The sequence below is a fragment of the Neptunomonas concharum genome (genome assembly GCF_008630635.1).
Classification (GTDB): domain Bacteria; phylum Pseudomonadota; class Gammaproteobacteria; order Pseudomonadales; family Balneatricaceae; genus Neptunomonas; species Neptunomonas concharum.
The window spans coordinates 2,852,501-2,870,895 of the sequence record NZ_CP043869.1; the positions used below are offsets into that span (position 1 = coordinate 2,852,501).

The 18,395-nt window shown below is 46.3% G+C and carries 22 protein-coding genes (1 of these 22 cut by a window edge); 1 reads left to right on the forward strand and 21 read right to left on the reverse strand.

What is annotated here, in order from left to right; all coding sequences use genetic code 11:
* The 18 genes from murI to F0U83_RS13585 all read right to left on the reverse strand — a co-directional run.
* Positions 1–148, reverse strand: partial view of a glutamate racemase gene (murI, locus tag F0U83_RS13500; RefSeq protein ID WP_138987766.1) — the beginning only. It extends 722 nt beyond the left edge of the window; 148 of the gene's 870 nt are visible here — the first part of the coding sequence; it begins with the start codon at positions 146–148; the stop codon falls past the left edge of the window.
* Positions 145–1,566: a ribosome biogenesis GTPase Der gene (der, locus tag F0U83_RS13505; protein ID WP_138987767.1), complete on the reverse strand. Its 1,422-nt coding sequence runs from the start codon at positions 1,564–1,566 to the stop codon at positions 145–147. The genes murI and der overlap by 4 nt, the downstream gene beginning before the upstream one ends.
* A gap of 65 nt (positions 1,567–1,631) precedes the next feature.
* A complete protein-coding gene (bamB, locus tag F0U83_RS13510; protein WP_138987768.1) occupies positions 1,632–2,771 on the reverse strand; it encodes an outer membrane protein assembly factor BamB in 1,140 nt (379 codons plus the stop codon).
* Between the two features lie 4 nt (positions 2,772–2,775).
* Positions 2,776–3,420 carry a YfgM family protein gene (locus tag F0U83_RS13515; RefSeq protein ID WP_138987986.1) on the reverse strand — a complete coding sequence of 215 codons (645 nt, stop codon included), beginning with the start codon at positions 3,418–3,420 and terminating at the stop codon, positions 2,776–2,778.
* Positions 3,421–3,455: 35 nt separating this feature from the next.
* Positions 3,456–4,724, reverse strand: coding sequence for a histidine--tRNA ligase (gene hisS, locus F0U83_RS13520; protein WP_138987769.1), 1,269 nt, complete (start codon positions 4,722–4,724; stop codon positions 3,456–3,458).
* A 22-nt stretch (positions 4,725–4,746) separates the two neighbouring features.
* Positions 4,747–5,703, reverse strand: coding sequence for a RodZ domain-containing protein (locus tag F0U83_RS13525; protein WP_246077795.1), 957 nt, complete (start codon positions 5,701–5,703; stop codon positions 4,747–4,749).
* A gap of 5 nt (positions 5,704–5,708) precedes the next feature.
* A complete protein-coding gene (gene pilW / locus F0U83_RS13530) occupies positions 5,709–6,503 on the reverse strand; it encodes a type IV pilus biogenesis/stability protein PilW (protein WP_246077779.1) in 795 nt (264 codons plus the stop codon).
* A gap of 19 nt (positions 6,504–6,522) precedes the next feature.
* Positions 6,523–7,656, reverse strand: a complete 1,134-nt coding sequence (rlmN, locus tag F0U83_RS13535; protein WP_138987771.1) for a dual-specificity RNA methyltransferase RlmN — start codon at positions 7,654–7,656, stop codon at positions 6,523–6,525.
* Positions 7,657–7,716: 60 nt separating this feature from the next.
* Entirely contained in the window at positions 7,717–8,124 is a 408-nt protein-coding gene (gene ndk, locus F0U83_RS13540; protein WP_138987772.1) for a nucleoside-diphosphate kinase, read from the reverse strand.
* Between the two features lie 109 nt (positions 8,125–8,233).
* The gene (gene iscX / locus F0U83_RS13545) at positions 8,234–8,434 is read right to left on the reverse strand and encodes a Fe-S cluster assembly protein IscX (RefSeq protein ID WP_211343677.1); all 201 of its coding nucleotides are present in this window, start codon (positions 8,432–8,434) and stop codon (positions 8,234–8,236) included.
* 23 nt (positions 8,435–8,457) lie between these two features.
* Entirely contained in the window at positions 8,458–8,796 is a 339-nt protein-coding gene (gene fdx, locus F0U83_RS13550) for an ISC system 2Fe-2S type ferredoxin (protein ID WP_138987773.1), read from the reverse strand.
* Positions 8,797–10,674 carry a Fe-S protein assembly chaperone HscA gene (gene hscA, locus F0U83_RS13555; protein WP_138987774.1) on the reverse strand — a complete coding sequence of 626 codons (1,878 nt, stop codon included), beginning with the start codon at positions 10,672–10,674 and terminating at the stop codon, positions 8,797–8,799.
* A gap of 18 nt (positions 10,675–10,692) precedes the next feature.
* Positions 10,693–11,223, reverse strand: a complete 531-nt coding sequence (hscB, locus tag F0U83_RS13560) for a Fe-S protein assembly co-chaperone HscB (RefSeq protein WP_138987775.1) — start codon at positions 11,221–11,223, stop codon at positions 10,693–10,695.
* 22 nt (positions 11,224–11,245) lie between these two features.
* Positions 11,246–11,572, reverse strand: coding sequence for an iron-sulfur cluster assembly protein IscA (gene iscA, locus F0U83_RS13565; RefSeq protein ID WP_138987776.1), 327 nt, complete (start codon positions 11,570–11,572; stop codon positions 11,246–11,248).
* A 52-nt stretch (positions 11,573–11,624) separates the two neighbouring features.
* A complete protein-coding gene (gene iscU / locus F0U83_RS13570) occupies positions 11,625–12,005 on the reverse strand; it encodes a Fe-S cluster assembly scaffold IscU (protein WP_138987777.1) in 381 nt (126 codons plus the stop codon).
* 30 nt (positions 12,006–12,035) lie between these two features.
* On the reverse strand, positions 12,036–13,250 hold the full coding sequence (locus F0U83_RS13575; RefSeq protein ID WP_138987778.1) for an IscS subfamily cysteine desulfurase: 1,215 nt from the start codon (positions 13,248–13,250) through the stop codon (positions 12,036–12,038).
* 18 nt (positions 13,251–13,268) lie between these two features.
* The gene (gene iscR / locus F0U83_RS13580) at positions 13,269–13,766 is read right to left on the reverse strand and encodes a Fe-S cluster assembly transcriptional regulator IscR (RefSeq protein ID WP_138987779.1); all 498 of its coding nucleotides are present in this window, start codon (positions 13,764–13,766) and stop codon (positions 13,269–13,271) included.
* A gap of 154 nt (positions 13,767–13,920) precedes the next feature.
* Positions 13,921–14,664 carry an RNA methyltransferase gene (locus F0U83_RS13585; protein WP_138987780.1) on the reverse strand — a complete coding sequence of 248 codons (744 nt, stop codon included), beginning with the start codon at positions 14,662–14,664 and terminating at the stop codon, positions 13,921–13,923.
* Between the two features lie 116 nt (positions 14,665–14,780).
* Here F0U83_RS13585 and F0U83_RS13590 point away from each other — a divergent pair, with 116 nt between their 5' ends.
* Positions 14,781–15,584, forward strand: a complete 804-nt coding sequence (locus F0U83_RS13590; protein WP_138987781.1) for an inositol monophosphatase family protein — start codon at positions 14,781–14,783, stop codon at positions 15,582–15,584.
* Positions 15,585–15,649: 65 nt separating this feature from the next.
* On the opposite strand, the gene F0U83_RS13595 is transcribed toward F0U83_RS13590, so the two are convergent.
* The 3 genes from F0U83_RS13595 to F0U83_RS13605 are packed head-to-tail and all read right to left on the reverse strand — an operon-like array spanning position 15,650 to position 18,390.
* Positions 15,650–16,945, reverse strand: coding sequence for an adenylosuccinate synthase (locus F0U83_RS13595; RefSeq protein WP_138987782.1), 1,296 nt, complete (start codon positions 16,943–16,945; stop codon positions 15,650–15,652).
* Positions 16,946–16,981: 36 nt separating this feature from the next.
* Positions 16,982–18,163 (reverse strand): ATP phosphoribosyltransferase regulatory subunit, encoded by a 1,182-nt coding sequence (locus tag F0U83_RS13600; protein ID WP_138987783.1) that lies wholly within the window; start codon positions 18,161–18,163, stop codon positions 16,982–16,984.
* A 29-nt stretch (positions 18,164–18,192) separates the two neighbouring features.
* A complete protein-coding gene (locus tag F0U83_RS13605; protein WP_138987784.1) occupies positions 18,193–18,390 on the reverse strand; it encodes a DUF2065 domain-containing protein in 198 nt (65 codons plus the stop codon).
* Positions 18,391–18,395: the final 5 nt, after the last annotated feature.

The window sequence follows — 18,395 nt, forward strand, 5'->3', positions numbered from 1 at the left end:
TTGTACCATAGGGAACGCGCGCTGTATCCCCTAAATAGATCAGATCCTCCCCGGGTAATTGTGCTCTCAGCTCATTAAGAACAGATAAACCTCCAACACCCGAGTCAAATACGCCTATCGGTTTTCGAGCAGCCTCTTTTAGGCTCATTTTTTACGTGCTTTTTTGACTGCCTGCTTTTTCATATCTTTAATATGTTTTTTGAGGCGCTCTTTCTTCGCTTTTTGTCTCGCTGTTAGCAAGTTGCGCTTCCCGGCAAAAGGGTTATCGCCCGTTTTAAATTCAAAGCGCACAGGCGTACCACGAATCTTAAGCACTTTTGTAAACTTATTTTGCAGGTAGCGTTTATAGGAATTGGGGAGCTGATCCGTTTGATTACCATGAACAACAATAATCGGCGGATTTGAGCCTCCTTGGTGGGCATAACGTAGTTTGATTCGACGCCCTGCTACCTGAGGTGGCTGATGATCTGCAACGATGTCTTCTAACAACAGCGTTAGGCGATTAGTCGCCCACTTAGCCATGGCACAATCATAGGCCTCATTGATAGAAGCATACATATCGCCGACGCCACTACCATGCAAGGCTGAGATAAAATGAAAGCGGGCAAACGCTGCGAATTCCAAGCGACGCTGGATTTGCTCTTTTACTGCCTTTTTTTGCTCTTCATCCATACCATCCCATTTATTGAGCGCAACAACCAAAGCTCGCCCCGTATCCATAACAAAACCCAGCATATGTAGGTCTTGATCGGTGACACCTTGTCTCGCATCAATAACGAGAACAACCACATTGGCATCTTTAATAGCCTGCAATGTTTTGATGATAGAGAATTTCTCAATGACTTCACGGACATTTTTACGACGTCTAACACCGGCCGTATCAATCAATGTATAAGCCTGCCCTTCTCGCTCATACGGTATATAGATACTATCTCGTGTTGTTCCGGCCTCATCATAAACAACCACCCTTTCTTCACCTAGAAGACGGTTGACCAATGTCGACTTACCCACATTGGGGCGTCCAACAATTGCAATCCTAACCCCGGTGGAAGTACGGCTATCTATGTCATCAGCATCAGGAAAGTCTGCCAAGGAGGTATCGATAAGGGAGCGAACGCCTCTATTGTGGGCAGCCGCTATAGGAATAGGCTCACCTAAACCCAAGGTATGGAAATCAGACATCGCGACATCGGGATCTGTCCCATCTGTCTTATTGACGACCAGATAAGCTGTTTTTCCTGAGCGACGAAGATGGTCAGCGATCATTTCATCAGCAGGGATTAAGCCGGAACGCCCATCAACGATAAAGAAAACAGCATCAGCTTCCTCAATCGCCTGCAAGGACTGCCGAGCCATTTCAAAATCAATACCCTGCTCATCACCTGTTATGCCGCCAGTATCGATGACAATGTATGCTCGATCTCCCGTCTTTCCTTCTCCATATTTGCGGTCACGCGTTACACCTGGCATATCGGCAACAAGCGCATCACGAGACTTAGTCAGGCGATTAAAAAGCGTAGACTTTCCTACATTAGGGCGCCCAACGAGAGCAATAACAGGTAGCATTATCGATTACCAAATAAATGTGTGGCACCTCAGTAGAGTAGTGCCACTAAAATTAAAACGGCTAACTAGTTAAGTGTTAGCGCAAAAAGACGTCCCGCATCCGTTAGCACGTACAAGACTTCATCTTTAGATTTCATATCGCCAGTGAGCCCAGAACCTGCATCGAACCGCGCCACAAAGTGACCGTCAATTTGCGACATGAAGTGGATAAAACCTTCGCGATCACCAACAGCAACCGTATTACCAATCACGGCAGGAGAGTTTATTTGACGATTCTCTAATTGAGACTGTTTCCAAACGCTAGCGGCACTACGGCTATCAAGAGCCTGAACATGATCGTTCGCTTCGCTGACATAAATATTGCCAAAGCCTGCTGCTAAACTCCGATAGCTGGACATTTTTTTCGCCCATAGCGTCTGTGCGTTAAATGGGTTAATCGCTACAAGCTGCCCCTGAAAGCTGGGGATATAGATAACATTCTCAAACAATAACGGTTTCCCATCAACATCGGTCATGCGCTCCAACTCTGAACGCCCCTCAGGGATAGAAATACTCTGTTCCCAAAGCACTCCGCCATCGGTGTTATCTAAAGCGACAAACTTACCGTTGTCCAAACCCGCCAATGTAACATCGAGGGCAACGAGAGGAGAGCTTGTGCCTCTGAGCGTCAGCCGTGGCAATGTCGTATCATAAGACCAACGCACTTCTCCACTGTCGCCTTCTAAAGCGATAATTTTGCCATTAATCAGCTGAACAACGACCAATTCGTTATTTAATTGAGGTTCTGAGGCTACTTCTGAGGTTAATTGTGATCGCCACAACTCCTCGCCCGTCGTCGCATCCAAACTAATCACAACGCCAGCTTCTGTTACAACCACAGCCTTACCGCTGCCAGCGCCAACACCTGCGAGCAAGGACTGCTCCAACTCTACAGACCACAATTTACTGCCGGTTTCTTCATCAAATGCCGCTACCTTTCCATCTGCCGACATAGCAAAAACTCGGCCATCAATTATAGATGGAACCACTTGGTGAAATTTATCACCTGGGCCATTACCCACATCAGCAGACCAGCGAACGACCACTTGTTTTTCTGAAGTGAAATCGACAAGTTCATTGGGTTTAACCTCATCCGAACCTCCCCAGAACCCACACCCAGCAAGCGCCATTCCCATAAAAGCAACAAAAGTAAAGCGGCGTAACATAACCTTATCCCTCGTTTGAAACAGCCAAATCTTCAAGTTTAATAGTCAACAGAGGACGCACTTGCGAAGACTCTGATAGTGCTTTCTGGTAAGCAGCTCTTGCTTCTGTCATACGCCCTGCAGAGCGTAGCAGGTCACCTTTCAACTCATTGGCGGAGCTTTGAAACTCGCCAGCAGTAACATTACCTAACGCCTCCAAACCTTTTTCAAATTCATCCGTTGCCTGGTATATACGCGCTTTGCGCATATAAGCAATTTGGCGCATCTCTTCGGTAGGGTTATGATTTAATATCCAGTCCAGTTCAGCTAGAGCAACATCATACTTTTCCTGCTGAACAGCCACTTTTGCCATCAACAATGCCGCAAAACGGGCATACTCTGTCGACTCATGCTCTGTCTTCAACTGATCAGCAAGGTGCTGACTTGTACTTAACTCATCAGCCGAACTTTGACTAACACCTATCTCCACCGCATCGATGAGATTCTGATAGGCCACTGAAGCGGCCTCAGCATCATTGTGTTGCTTTTGTTGCCAAGTTTTCCAACCAAACACACCACTCAATGCAATAGCTATTGCAATTACCAGTGACTTGCCATTTTCTTTCCACCAGTTTTTTAGCGCTTCAACCTGCTCTTCTTCAGTACGCATTTCAGACACAGTCAATCTCCAGCTATCACAATGTATTAGGCGTGCGGTTGCTTCTTAGCAATCAACTGCACTAACTCAGATAAATTAACGTTAGTATACACTTCATCATCAGCCCATAACGTAGCACTTACCACAGAGTCTGATAATTTTAGCATTACCACTAAAGGAGCCCCGGTTTGGCGCGCCTTATTGTTTATATTTTTCAAACCTGCGCAGTGAGTCCTCACCCTCAAATTAGGTAACTCATCACGTAGGTGCTCGGCAAAGCACAGGGCCTCATTTTGGACATCTTTGTGTTCTGCCGCCAAGTAGAGATCAAAATGCCCCTTCTCTGAAGAAGGGATCGCATCCAGCGTTTCCAGCAGTAGCACCAAGCGCTCCACACCCATGGCAAAACCGACCGCTGGTGTAGCCTTACCGCCTAACTGCTGAACAAGCCCATCATAGCGCCCACCCGCACAAACCGTACCTTGTGCGCCAAGTTTATCTGTAACCCATTCAAATACAGTCTTACAGTAGTAGTCTAGCCCTCTGACCAATCGTGGATTAAGGGTGTAGCGGATGCCGGCTTGATCCAACAGTGCCGTTAAACGCGCAAAGTGCTCTTTTGAATCATCATCTAGATAGTCAGACAGTACAGGCGCATTTTGCAAGATTGCCTGCGTCGTTTCACTTTTGCTATCCAAAATACGAAGCGGGTTCGTTCCTAAACGACGCTGACTATCTTCATCAAGTTGATCACTAAATTCGTTTAAATAGGTAACTAGATCCTCTTTGAAACGCTGACGGCTTTCGTTACTACCAAGCGAATTCAACTGCAAGGTTACTGCATCTAAAATACCAAGGCGCTTCCATAAACGCGCACTAAGCATAATAACTTCGGCATCAATATCGGCAGACGACATACCAAATGTTTCAACGCCAATTTGGTGAAATTGACGATAACGCCCTTTTTGGGGCTTTTCATATCGAAACATCGGCCCTTGATACCATAACCGTTGCGTTTGATTAAAAAGCAACCCGTGCTCTTCACCCGCGCGTACGCAACCAGCTGTACCTTCAGGTCGTAAAGTTAAGCTCTCCCCGTTACGATCCTCAAAGGTGTACATCTCTTTTTCTACAATATCCGTAACTTCACCAATAGAGCGTTTGAACAGTTCTGTTTGTTCTACAATCGGCATACGAATTTCACTGTAGCCATAAGAGGACAATACAGCTGTTACTTGGCGTTCTAAATATTGCCATGCAGGTGTTGCTTCAGGAAGAATATCATTCATTCCTCGGATTGCTTTTACTTTAGCCAAACTTACAACTCTCTCTTCTAACTTACGGCAAAGTCAATTTAGCTACATTCTTATTAGTAAATGGCGCCAAATCGATCACTTTGCTGTTATAACTAATACTTTCAACACTCGACACTCGCCCAATCAATATACTTAATGGTTCTTGGCCTTTAAGCTCAAGCGTTTGACCTTTTCGTTTTGCGTTATTAAACAAGGTCCGGCCATTAGCGTTTTTGACGGTAACCCAACACTCACCGGAGAATAGGATATTCAATCCCTCTAACTTGGCTACTTCAGCTGAACTCGTATCAGCGACCTCGTTCTCCTCCTCTATGGGAAGCACTTCGGAACCCTCATCCTGCACTTCACTAGAAATTTCAGCATCCTCAGCAGCCAACTGACTCTGAAGTTGTGCAGCCTCTTCATCGCTTAAATATTTAGGCTCTTCTTCCTCTAGCAAAGCATCGGCCGGCTGAGCATCAGTCACTTCAGGCTCATCTACCAATTGAGGCAAGATTAGCGTATTTCCATCTGCAGTCTCAACGGAGAGCGCTGGGGTCATTGCGGCAACAGGCTCGGCAGGGGGCGCTAGACCATATTGTGTTTTCCACCACCACACAACAGCCGCAATCACCAGCACTAAAAAAAACCAACCAGACCAGCGCATCACCGGATCACCCAGTTTTACTTGCTGCTGTACTTTGGAAACCGACTTTATATTGTTTTTTTGGCAGGAGCCGCCATAAATACAATCAAAAGCACTGATAATAGGCTCGGCATCCGTGTGCACTACCTTCGCATAGCTTCGCACATAGCCTCTTGCAAATACCAAGCTTGGTAACTTTTCAAACGCACCTTCTTCAATCCATTGTATATAGCGGACAGGCAGGTGCAGCTCTTCTGCAATAGCTTGCTGGCTGTAACCTTGGGCCTCTCGCGCTATAACCAAACGTTCTCCGGGAAACCTGTTGGAGTCTTGTTCAATACTCTCATCTGGCATACTACTCACCGGGCTGACTCCTTATACTGTTTGTACTCATCAGATTCAGGAAATAAATTTTTAAGCAACAAAGCATACGTTGCAGCAGAGCTAGACTTACCTTTCTCTCGTGCTAACTTAATACCCACCCACAAACTTTTTGCAGAGTGATTAACACGCTTGGCATTAATCATCTCTGTGAACTGGGTAAAGTAACGATCAGCCATTGGTAGATCACCTTTAGCAAGGTGTAAATCAGCTAACGCCACTAAGGGTACTGGGCGTGCCCCTCCACTCTTCAAGGAGCGTTCAAATGCGTGCATCGCCGGTTCTACCTGTTGAATCTCCAAGTAGCAGCGTCCTAAATTCTCAAACGTTTGGGCACGATTGCTATAAAACGGGTCTTGCGTAGCTGTTGCTAACTGTTCACACGCTTCTTTGTAGCGTTCTTGAGAGAACAAAAAAGCACCATAGTTATTATGAAACATTGCCGACGAGCCGTCTAAAGCTATTGCTTTCTTATAGTACTGCTCCGCTAGTTCCAGTTCCGACTCCACTTGAAATATAAGCGCCAGCGCATTATATGCCGGTGCGTAATCTTCGTTAATATCCAGCGCCTTCTGCACCGCAGCCTTTGCGCTTACTGTATCTCGACCTTGCAGGTATTGAAGCCCTAACGTCGTATAGGCCTGCAAAGCAGACTCAGAAGAGACCGTATTTTTGTTGATAGCAACAGACTCTGTTTGCATCCCACTACAGCCTGATAATACGCCGACAGCCGCAAACATTAAAACACTGATAATCCTATGATGATATTTCACATGGCCTCCTTTATGAGCGTCATACAGGTTTTATTACTTGCACAACACTCTCTTCTGCCAACGGTATATATTTTTGACTACGTCTGGTGCGATCTTCCACTTGCCCCACCAACTGCCCACAAGCCGCATCAATTTCATCACCCCGGGTGCGACGTACTGTGGTCAACACACCCGCCTTTAACATCAACTGCTTGAAACGCTGAATACTCTCTTCCGATGGACGCTGATACCCTGAATTAGGAAAAGGATTAAACGGTATCAGGTTTAGTTTACAGGGCACCTGTTTAAGCAACTTTCCGAGTTCCCTCGCATGTGCAGGCAAATCATTCACACCATCAATCAAGGTATATTCTATAGTTATAACACGTCTATCATTGAGGTTATCCAGATATCGATTACAAGCTGCAATTAATTCCTTAATCGGGTAACGCTTATTAATTGGAACCAGCTGATCTCTTAGCTCATCATTAGGTGCATGGAGAGAGATCGCCAGCGAAACATCTGTTACTTCTTTTAATTTATCAATGGCGGGCACAACACCTGCTGTACTCAAAGTAACTCTTCGTTTTGACAAGCCGTATGCGTTATCTTCCATCATAAGGCGGACAGCGCTAACCACATTATCAAAATTCATGAGCGGCTCGCCCATACCCATCAGTACAACATTAGTCACTCGACGAGGGCCTGCAGGATCCATTGGACCGAAGGACTTGATCGCTATGCGCACCTGACCGATCACTTCAGCAGCTGAAAGATTCCGATTAAATCCCTGCTTGCCTGTAGAACAAAAACTGCAGTCCAACGAACAACCTACTTGGGATGAGATGCACAAAGTAGCCCGATCCCCCTCTGGGATCAGAACACTCTCTACACAGGAACCTCCATCTACACGAATAACCCACTTTCGTGTTCCATCTTTTGAGATATCTTGCATCACAACTTCAGGTTCACGAATTTCCGCCACCTGATTCAGTTTTTCACGTAAAGCTTTACTGATATTGGTCATATCATCAAAGCTTTCAGCGCCAAGCTGATGAATCCATTTCAATACCTGGGTCGCACGAAAACTTTTTTCGCCCAGTTCAGCAAAAAAGGTCTGTAGCTGCTCAGGCGACATACCTAGTAAATTGGTTTTAGTAATGGAGTCAGTCATTAGTGATTACCTACAAGAATTGTTTGGTGCACAAAAGAGTCTCTTGTGCACCAGCAAAGATTACTTACCGAAGAAGTAAGCAATTTCGCGCTCAGCAGAAGCTGCCGAGTCAGAACCGTGAACAGCATTCGCGTCAATAGACTCAGCGAAGTCACGACGGATCGTACCTTCAGCTGCTTCTTTAGGGTTAGTAGCCCCCATTAAATCACGGTTTTTCAAGATAGCGCCTTCACCTTCCAGCACCTGAACAACCACAGGACCAGATGTCATAAAAGCAACAAGATCAGCAAAGAAAGGACGCTCTTTATGCTCAGCATAGAAGCCTTCAGCATCCGCCTGAGACAACTGCTTCATTTGCATTTCAACGATTTTAAGGCCAGCTTTTTCAAAGCGAGACTCGATTTCGCCAATTACGTTTTTAGCCACAGCATCTGGCTTGATAATAGATAGTGTGCGTTCAATCGCCATCTTTATAGATCCCCTAAGAAGGTCATTTTCGAAAAACGCGCCATTATACGCGAAGGGAGCCTCCCGTCACAACACGCCAAAAAAACAGCCCGGGAAAACCGGGCTGTTATTATTCAACTTCTTCGATCCACGCCATTTGGATCGCTTCCAAAATCTTTTCTCCGCATCGGTTTGGATCATCATCAAACTCATCCAGTTCCATTACCTGCTGATAGAGATCAGGGAAACTAATTTTTATGGGGTCCTGCTGAGGATATTTCTCTGCCAGCCCAATGGCAATGTCATACACATCTGTCCACTTCAAACTCACAACAGCCTCCACAAAAACAATGCTTAGTGACGTTCTGAAACCTGGTTGATCGTATAACGCGGAATTTCCACAACTAAATCAGCATCAGCAACACAGGCCTGACAGCTCAAACGAGATTCAGGCTCTAATCCCCAAGCCTTATCCAACATATCATCCTCAAGCTCATCGGAGTCTTCTAGAGAGCTAAACCCCTCTCTCACAATGACATGACAAGTAGTACAAGCACAGGATTTTTCACAGGCATGCTCAATTTCAATACCATGTTCTAAGGCTGCATCACAGATAGTTACACCCGCCTCCACATCAATGACTTTCCCTTCGGGACAAAGTTCATCATGGGGTAGAAAAATTATTTGCGGCACTTACGAGCCCTCCTCAATTTCTTGAATACTATGTCCAGTGAGTGCTTTACGAATGCTGGCATCCATTCTGCGAGATGCGAATTCATCACTAACTTTAGCTAAACGCTCTACACCTTGCTCTATATCACGAGACGAGCCAGAGCCCTTAAGTTGACGCAGAATATCCATTTCAGCATTGAGCTGCGTATATTCATCTTTTGTTAGCAACGCTTTATCTACGGACAACGCCTGATCTAAGGCAATCAATAAACGCTCAGCCTCTACCTGCTGTTCGCGCAGCGCTCGCTTTTCTTTATCTTCATCAGCAGAGGTATAAGATGCACGTAACATGTCTGCAATCTGCGTATCGTTTAAGCCATATGACGGCTTAACTTGAATACTACTCTCCACACCAGTCGATAACTCTTTCGCCTCAACCCCTAACAAACCATCCGCATCCACCTGAAAAGTAACACGAATCTTCGCAGCGCCTGCAGCCATCGGCGGTATACCATGCAACACAAAGCGCGACAAGGAGCGACAGTCTTCAACCAACTCACGCTCCCCTTGCAAGATATGAATAGCCATTGCTGTCTGCCCATCTTGATAGGTCGTAAATTCTTGTGCTCTAGCCACCGGGATAGGTGAATTACGATGAATAACTTTTTCTACCAACCCACCCATCGTCTCCAAGCCCAAGGACAAAGGGATTACATCAAGGAGCAGCATTTCTGAGTCAGGCTTATTTCCGGCGAGTACATCCGCTTGAATAGCCGCTCCTATCGCCACAACACGATCAGGATCAATATCCACATGCGGTTTTTTACCAAACAACACCTCAACCTGCTCACGCACCTTCGGAACACGAGTTGAACCGCCAACAAGCACCACGTCCTGAATATCTGTTAACGCAAGCCCAGCATCTTTAACAACCTTCTTACATGCACGAACGGTTTTGTTGACCAAAGGCCCGATCAATTCATCAAAGCGCGTTCTCGAAACCGAGACAGATCTCTCTTGACCTGCAATTTCAAACGTTGCCCACGCTTCGTTTGCCGTGGTTAGCGCCTCTTTAACTGCTCTAGCCTGCTCCATAAACTGACGCGACAGCCCCGCTGTCATTTGCGCGCGAATATCTACCTGCTCAGCAAGCCACTCCGCTACAACGCCATCAAAGTCGTCGCCACCCAGCGCACTATCCCCGCCGGTAGCGAGCACTTCAAATACACCTTTATTCAACCTCAGGACAGAAACATCAAATGTGCCCCCACCCAGATCAAACACTAGGATGATACCATCGTCCTTTTGATCCAAACCGTAGGCAACAGCCGCCGCCGTTGGCTCACTGAGCAGACGAAGTACGTTAATATTGGCCAACGTAGCTGCATCTTTTGTCGCTTGGCGCTGAGCTTCATCAAAATAGGCAGGCACAGTAATAACGGCCCCCACCAATTCCCCCTGAAGGGTTTCTTCAGCCCGCTCTAACAACACTTTTAATATCTCAGCTGAAACCTCAACAGGGCTCTTTGCACCCGACACCGTACGAATAAAAGGCATACCTGCTTCAGCAGACTCAAACTCATAAGGTAGCGTATCCCTAAAGGCAGTCACATCACCAATGCCACGCCCCATCAGACGTTTAACCGAAACAATAGTGTTGTAAGGATCTGAAGCCGCATGAGCGCGTGCGTCATTACCAACAGCAACGCCACCTTCCTGAAGATATCTCACAACAGATGGCAACAGATACTCACCCGCCTTATCTGGCAAGACAGACGCCTCTCCACTTCTAACTGTTGCGACCAGAGAGTTTGTAGTGCCCAAATCAATACCAACCGCTAGGCGATGCTGATGAGGGACAGAACTTTGACCGGGTTCAGCAATTTGCAGTAAAGCCATAATTAAATCATATACCTATTAATCAAGTTCACTCTCAACACGCTCAACTTCAGCCTGAAGCTTTGCTGCAAACTGCATCTTACGCACCCAGCTTGCCGCCTCCTCCAAAGCCGAACCGCCTTGTTCATAAGCTTCCTTAAAACCAGACTGGTAACTATTAAAGAGCCCTTTTACCTCATCGGATAACGTATCCAAGGCATCAAAGGGGTCTTCAAGCTGCTTAATATCCTCAAGCCTTTCACGAAGTGACATCTGCTCAAACAAAAACGCAGGATCTAACTGAACAGACGACTCACTAATAGTATCAACCCCCTTTAAATGAAGGAGATACTGAGCGCGTCCCAAGGGAGATTTCAAGGTAGAAACCGCTTCATTCAGGTAGGCTGTATATTGGACAGACATTCGCTTTTCACGTTCAGACTTATGAGCAAAGCGATCAGGGTGCAGCGTTTTTTGAAGGTCTAAATAGCACTGAGAAAGCTTACCCATGTCGATATCATAAGACTCGGGCAAGCCTAGAAAAGCAAAATAGTTTAGTTGGATATCCATTTAGCAAGACATCACTTCTTGTTTAAACATTAAAACTTTCGCCGCAACCGCACTCACTACGCACGTTAGGATTGTTGAACTTAAAGCCTTCATTAAGACCTTCTTTTACGAAGTCCAACTCAGTACCATCCAGGTAAGCCAAGCTTTTAGGATCAATAACAATATTGACGCCTTTATCTGCACTAAAAACTTGATCATCCTCATCCTTTTGATCAACAAATTCCAGCACATACGCCATACCAGAACAACCTGATGTCCTTACACCAATGCGAATGCCAAATCCTGAACCTCGTTTCTCAATGAATCGAGCGACATGCTCTGCTGCAGCCGGGGTCATTGTAATAGCCATATCATCACCTTGCTGGTCATGCTATAGCCTGACCAGCGTAACTTGCAGCCAGTTATGACTGCTTTTTCTTGTAGTCATCAATCGCTGCTTTAATTGCATCTTCTGCAAGTACAGAGCAGTGAATTTTTACAGGAGGCAAAGCGAGCTGATCAGCAATCTGCGTATTCTTTAAGCCAGCAGCCTGCTCCAGTGTCATCCCTTTTACCCACTCAGTTACCAGTGAGCTGGAAGCGATAGCTGAGCCACACCCGTAGGTCTTAAACTTTGCATCCTCAATAATACCGTCATCGCTTACTTTAATCTGCAAGCGCATAACATCACCACATGCTGGCGCACCAACCATGCCCGTACCCACATGCGAGTCTGAATCATCCATTTTACCGACGTTACGCGGATTTTCGTAATGATCGATTACTTCTTCACTATAAGCCATGCTAACCTCCAACCATTCTGAGCTAGGTAATTAATGATGAACCCATTCCACCTTGCTTAAATCCACACCGTCTTTGTACATATCCCACAAAGGCGACAACTCTCGCAGCTTATGCACTGCTACTTTAATCTGCTCGATCGCAAAATCGATCTCTTCATTAGTGGTAAAGCGCCCAAAAGAGAAACGAATAGAACTATGCGCCAACTCATCACTCAAACCCAATGCGCGCAGTACATAAGAAGGCTCAAGGCTTGCGGATGTACAAGCAGACCCCGAAGAAACTGCTAAATCTTTAAGCGACATCAACAAAGATTCACCTTCAACAAAGGCAAAACTAACATTTAAGTTAGCTGGCACACGCTGATCAAAGGAGCCATTGACATGAACTTCTTCCATATCTTTGAGACCAGCCCACAAGCGATCCCGCAAAGCCAACATTTTCTGGTTATCAGCCGCCAGCTCCATTTTAGCTAAATGAAAAGCTTCACCCATTCCAACAATCTGATGAGTCGGCAGCGTACCCGAACGCATACCTCTTTCATGACCACCGCCATGCATCATTGCCTCTAAACGAATACGTGGTTTACGGCGCACATACAACGCACCAATACCTTTAGGCCCATAGGCTTTGTGCGCGCTAAAAGACATCAAATCCACTTTTAAACGAGACAAGTCAATATCAACCTTTCCGGCACTTTGAGCCGCATCAACATGGAAAATGATGCCTCTTTCACGCGTCATTTCACCAATAGCTTCAATATCAGTAATAGTGCCAATCTCGTTATTCACATGCATAAGCGAAACAAGAATTGTATCGTCACGGAAAGCCTCAGCCACTTTTTCAGGACTAATCAAACCATCAGAATCAGGATCAAGATAGGTCACTTCAAAGCCTTCTCGCTCCAACTGGCGACAAGGGTCTAACACCGCCTTATGCTCGATTTTCGAAGTAATAATATGCTTGCCTTTTTTCTGATAAAAGTGAGCTACACCTTTAACCGCTAAATTATCAGACTCAGTAGCGCCCGATGTCCAAACGATCTCACGAGGGTCTGCATTCACTAAATCAGCGACCTGTCTGCGCGCCGTTTCAACTGCTTCTTCAGCTTTCCAACCAAACAGATGGGAGCGAGACGCCGGGTTACCAAAGTTCCCTTCCAACGTTAGACACTCAACCATTTTTTCGGCCACGCGCGGATCAACCGGGGTAGTCGCAGAATAATCAAAATAGATCGGTAATTTCATTACTTCGCTCCAGCGTGTTTATACAGCAGCTTTATCATTCAAAAGAGAGTCTACAGAGGTCAGAAAAACCTTACCGGTCTGACGTCTATCCTGCCTTGCTGCTACTTCACGAACATCATTTCTCGCCACCAAATCAGCCAGCGAGATACCATTCAAAAATGCGTGTATTTGGTTACTAAGGTCACACCACAAATGGTGCGTCAAACAAGTTTCGCCACTTTGGCAGTCCCCTTGCCGATCACAACCCGTTGCTTCAACAGACTCATTTACCGCATCGATAACCTGAGCCACACTAATCGCGCACTGCTCATGGTTAAGCTGGTAACCACCGCCCGGGCCTCGTACACTCTTAACAAGATCATTCCTGCGCAACTTAGCAAACAACTGCTCAAGGTAGGACAAAGAGATCCCTTGCCGCTCCGATATATCCGCCAGACTGATAGGACCCCGCCCTTCATGAAGAGCTAAATCAAGCATTGCCGTAACAGCATAACGCCCTTTTGTTGTTAGCCTCATAAACTCTCTGCCACTGTTAATCATTTATAGACAGAGTATGCATTAACCTACAAAATCAGTCAAGTATATAACCAAGCAATTTTGTCGGATATTAATTTCCAAGGCCCTTATTCTAGCATTTAAAATAGAATGCGTCCCAAACAGACACACAACTTTAGCGAGAACGGGATTTTTTCTGGACACTTGTTAGAATACCGCGAAGCACATTGACCTCAACCTTATCAGGCATAGCTCTTTGCAGAAGACGCCTCAGACGCGGCATTAATTGACGCGGGTTCTCAGGATCAAGAAACTCCACTTCAACCAAAACAGATTCCAAGTGCTCAAACATCAACTCCAATTCACGGTGCTCAGCCAGTTCTATATCCCATGGAGTCCCCCACTGTGGCGCCTGCTTTGCCGCATCAGATTGACGCAAAAAAGCCATTCTCAATTCATAAGCCACCACCTGAACTGCTGCTGCCACATTCAATGAACTAAAGGACTCCACTGAAGGAATGTGCACATGATGATGACAAATTTGCAGCTCCTCATTCGTAAGCCCACGATCCTCACGACCAAAAACAATTGCCACCTGCTGCTGCCCAGCACTTGCAACCACACCCGCCAGCTGATGAGGATCCATAATTGGCCAAGGTATATGCCTGCCTCTCGCGCTTGTGCCAACTACCAGACTGGCATCTGCCACAGCCTCTTCAAGCGTCAAGGTTACCGTTGCAGAAGCCAAAATATCTGTCGCACCGGACGCCCTAGCATCAGCCTCACTGGAAGGAAAGAGCTTAGGCTCGACCAAGTAAAGCTGACTCAAACCCATGTTTTTCATCGCACGCGCTACAGCGCCAATATTGCCCGGATGGGTCGTATTTACCAAAACAATACGAATATTTTCAAGATTCATAACATTCTTCACATAAAAACAGACTAATAGTTTAACAGATTGCCCTTCAGGTATTCTGTCAGAGCCCCACCTTTTGTATAATTACCGTTTTGGTTGACTACTGAGCACATTATCCAATGCAACCCATGCTAAATATCGCTTTGAGGGCCGCGCGACTCTCAGGAGAACAGATCGCACGCGCCGCCGAGCGCCTTGATCTGATCAAATCAGAACAGTCCAGCGTGACCGACTTTTTGAAAGAGACAGCAATTAAAGCAGAACAAACGATTGCTTACACTATTCAAAAAGCCTATCCCGCCCACGCATTGCGCGGTGAGTATTCAGGCGACTTTCCAGCCCTGGAAGAGAAAGGCGACATCACTTGGCACATCAACCCAATTGACAGCGTGTCAAACTTTAGCAATGGCTTACCCGCTTTTGCTGTCTGCCTATCTGCCATTCAGAAGGGACGGGTTGAACACGCACTGATTCTCAACCCACTCACGGGCGAGGAGTTTACAGCAAGCCGTGGGCAAGGGGCCCAACTCAACGGTAGGCGCATACGCGTCAGCAATAAGCGCACGCTGGAACAGGCTATTGTCGGCACCAGCTTCTTAAACACCAAAAAAGAAAAAGCTCACTTCGATACTTTCAAAAAGTTTCTTTGTAATATCCAAGCCGCAGACGGCATGCTTCACAACGGCGGTTCTGCTGCATTGAATATGGCCTACACTGCTGCTGGGCGAATGGACGGCTTTTTACAAATCAACCTAAGTACTGACACCCTAGAGGCAGGCGCATTACTGATTCAAGAAGCTGGCGGATTAATCGGCGACTTTAGTGGCGGTAACAATTTTCGAACCTCAGGTAATACCGTCGCAGGTAACCCTAAAATCTTTAAGGCACTGCTTCAATCCATCAGACCCGCTGTAGAAGGTTAATTTAATCTGCATAAAAAAACCGGCATTAGCCGGTTTTTTTTATGCAGTGCCAACCCAATGAAGCATTAAGCTTCAAATGGGTCCCGCAACACTATTGTTTCAACACGATCAGGACCTGTAGATATAATATCGATTGGCGCCTCAATCAATTCTTCAAGACGAGTGATATAGTCACGCGCTGCCTGAGGTAACTCTTCAAGAGTCTTCGCACCCACCGTTGAGTCACTCCAACCCGGCACATCAACATAAATAGGTTCGACCATTTCATAGTCTTCGCTACCTGTTAATGTTTCAACCAGATTCCCTTCAGGATCACGATAACCTACACAAATCCGGATTGTCTCAAGCCCATCTAATACATCAAGCTTTGTTAAACAGATACCGGAAACGGAGTTAATCTGAATCGCATGCTTAAGGGCAACAGCATCAAACCAACCACAACGACGAGCACGCCCCGTGGTAGCTCCGAACTCATGCCCTCTCTCAGCCAAGCGCTGCCCCACTTCACAACCTAACTCTGTTGGGAAAGGACCTCCGCCTACACGCGTTGTATAAGCCTTAGTAATACCCAAGATATAATCCAGATAAAGAGGGCCAAACCCAGATCCAGTGGAAGTACCACCTGCAGTAGTGTTAGAAGAGGTTACATAAGGGTACGTACCATGGTCAATATCCAACAAAGAGCCTTGAGCCCCCTCAAACATGATACTATCACCCTGCTTGCGCTTCTCATGCAATATCGCAGTTACATCTGCAACCAGAGGACGCAACTCTTCCGCCATTTCCAGAGCTTCTGCCAAAACAGCTTCCACATCAACCTCTTCAACCTGATAGTAATTTTTCAGGGTAAAGTTGTGATAGGCCATGACTTCACGAAGTTTGGATTCAAAGCGCTCCGCATTCATCAGATCCGCCAAACGCAGACCTCGACGCGCCACTTTATCTTCATAGGCCGGCCCAATACCTCGACCTGTTGTACCTATCTTGGCATTACCTCTTGCCAGTTCACGCGCCTGATCCAAAGCGACATGGTAGGGAAGAATCAAAGGACAAGCTGGGCTTAGACGCAAGCGCTCACGCACTGGAACACCAGCCTCCTCCAAACCTCTCATCTCTTTCAATAAGGCTTCAGGTGATAAAACCACACCATTACCGATTAGGCAGAGTACGTTATCACGCAAAATACCTGAAGGAATCAAATGAAGGACTGTTTTTTGCCCATCAATTACTAGTGTATGCCCAGCATTATGCCCGCCTTGAAAGCGCGCTACAGCGGATACTCGCTCAGTAAGCAAATCGACAATTTTACCCTTGCCTTCATCGCCCCATTGAGTGCCTAAAACAACTACGTTCTTGCCCATTGTTGTCTCTAGTTTATTAACGTTAATCGTATGTGATTACAGAGCCGCAACGACCCACTCTTCACCCTGTTTGACCAGTTTCCGATTGAAAGCCACTGCGTTTTGCGCAGCATCACCTGGTAACTGTTGAACCACTCTCTCACCTTGAGAGCGTAGATTCTGCATCATAGCCATTAAGGCCATATCATCGTCAGCCGGAGCCAGAATCGCTGAACGCAACTTCTGATCGCCTGATGCAAGGCTTGCCAACGTTTTCAAATCTGCACTAAACCCTGTCGCAGGGCGCGCTCGACCAAAATCTTTACCGATCGCATCATAGCGACCACCTTTAGCGACGGCCTGACCAAAGACCGGCGTTAGCGCGGAAAAAACAACGCCCGTATGGTAGTTGTAGCCGCGCAACTCGCCCAAATCAAAATAAAGATCAATACTTGGGTAGCGACGCTGAAGCATTTCAGCCAAGCGTTCCAAATACGTAACAGCATCAGTGATCATTGAGTGAGACTCACCGAATAACCTGCGGGCACGTACTAAAACTTCCATGCCCCCATTCAGTTTAGGCAGCTCAGCCAGCTTATCGATAAGCCTAGCATCAGCCTCTAACTCATTAAGAAACTGATCTAACTCTGGAAGCGCTTTACGCTGCAGCAGCTCCATATATTGAGCAGTCACTGCCGGATCTAATCTAGCCTCTTCGATCAAGCCTTGAAATATACCTACATGCCCAAGATCTAAACTTAACTCATCTTTCAAACCTGACACATAGAGAGTTTCAATCATCAGAGAGATGACTTCGATATCACTTTCGATACCCGCGTGGCCATATAACTCAGCACCCACCTGCAAAGGATTTCTTGATGCCAGCATATTAGCCGGATAAGTATGTAGCACCGAACCGCAATAGCATAGACGGTTAGCCCCCTGCACATGCATACGATGCGCATCAATCCGCGCTACTTGAGGGGTGATATCAGCCCTGATGCCCAGCGTATGTCCTGTCAGCTGATCTACCAGTTTAAATGTTGTGAGATCCAGGTCTTTACCAACGCCGGTCATTAACGATTCGAGATGCTCCATCAAGGGTGGCATCACTAATTCGTAGCCCCAGCTGTCATATAGATCCAGCAATTTACGACGTAGCGCTTCTACCTGATGAGCATGTGGTGGCAACATCTCTTTAACGCCATCAGGAAGTAACCAGCGATCAGCCAATGCCATATCTAACTCCGTACTATTCGTATCAACCATTAATGAATGATGTAAAGCCCAATCACACCAGCCAACATACTCATCAATCCGATTATTCTTAAAACGTGATCGTCGGTTCTCGCCAACTGCTCGACCATTCTTCGCCAGCGCTGGGGATACAAAAAGGGCAAAATACCTTCTAGTACCAACACTAAACAAAAAGCGATCGCTAACTCATACCAGAACTCAGGAGACATAAACG

Bases quoted from the DNA above. Each gene is read 5' to 3' on its own strand.
- bamB (WP_138987768.1), bottom strand. From the start codon at position 2,771: ATGTTACGCCGCTTTACTTTTGTTGCTTTTATGGGAATGGCGCTTGCT.
- F0U83_RS13590 (WP_138987781.1), top strand. From the start codon at position 14,781: ATGCAACCCATGCTAAATATCGCTTTGAGGGCCGCGCGACTCTCAGGA.
- hscA (WP_138987774.1), bottom strand. From the start codon at position 10,674: ATGGCTTTACTGCAAATTGCTGAACCCGGTCAAAGTTCTGTCCCTCAT.
- F0U83_RS13525 (WP_246077795.1), bottom strand. From the start codon at position 5,703: ATGCCAGATGAGAGTATTGAACAAGACTCCAACAGGTTTCCCGGAGAA.
- iscU (WP_138987777.1), bottom strand. From the start codon at position 12,005: ATGGCTTATAGTGAAGAAGTAATCGATCATTACGAAAATCCGCGTAAC.
- F0U83_RS13585 (WP_138987780.1), bottom strand. From the start codon at position 14,664: ATGAATCTTGAAAATATTCGTATTGTTTTGGTAAATACGACCCATCCG.
- F0U83_RS13605 (WP_138987784.1), bottom strand. From the start codon at position 18,390: ATGTCTCCTGAGTTCTGGTATGAGTTAGCGATCGCTTTTTGTTTAGTG.
- F0U83_RS13595 (WP_138987782.1), bottom strand. From the start codon at position 16,945: ATGGGCAAGAACGTAGTTGTTTTAGGCACTCAATGGGGCGATGAAGGC.
- iscR (WP_138987779.1), bottom strand. From the start codon at position 13,766: ATGAGGCTAACAACAAAAGGGCGTTATGCTGTTACGGCAATGCTTGAT.
- F0U83_RS13515 (WP_138987986.1), bottom strand. From the start codon at position 3,420: ATGCGTACTGAAGAAGAGCAGGTTGAAGCGCTAAAAAACTGGTGGAAA.
- hscB (WP_138987775.1), bottom strand. From the start codon at position 11,223: ATGGATATCCAACTAAACTATTTTGCTTTTCTAGGCTTGCCCGAGTCT.
- ndk (WP_138987772.1), bottom strand. From the start codon at position 8,124: ATGGCGATTGAACGCACACTATCTATTATCAAGCCAGATGCTGTGGCT.
- der (WP_138987767.1), bottom strand. From the start codon at position 1,566: ATGCTACCTGTTATTGCTCTCGTTGGGCGCCCTAATGTAGGAAAGTCT.
- iscA (WP_138987776.1), bottom strand. From the start codon at position 11,572: ATGGCTATTACAATGACCCCGGCTGCAGCAGAGCATGTCGCTCGATTC.
- F0U83_RS13600 (WP_138987783.1), bottom strand. From the start codon at position 18,163: ATGGCATTGGCTGATCGCTGGTTACTTCCTGATGGCGTTAAAGAGATG.
- rlmN (WP_138987771.1), bottom strand. From the start codon at position 7,656: ATGACTGACTCCATTACTAAAACCAATTTACTAGGTATGTCGCCTGAG.
- F0U83_RS13575 (WP_138987778.1), bottom strand. From the start codon at position 13,250: ATGAAATTACCGATCTATTTTGATTATTCTGCGACTACCCCGGTTGAT.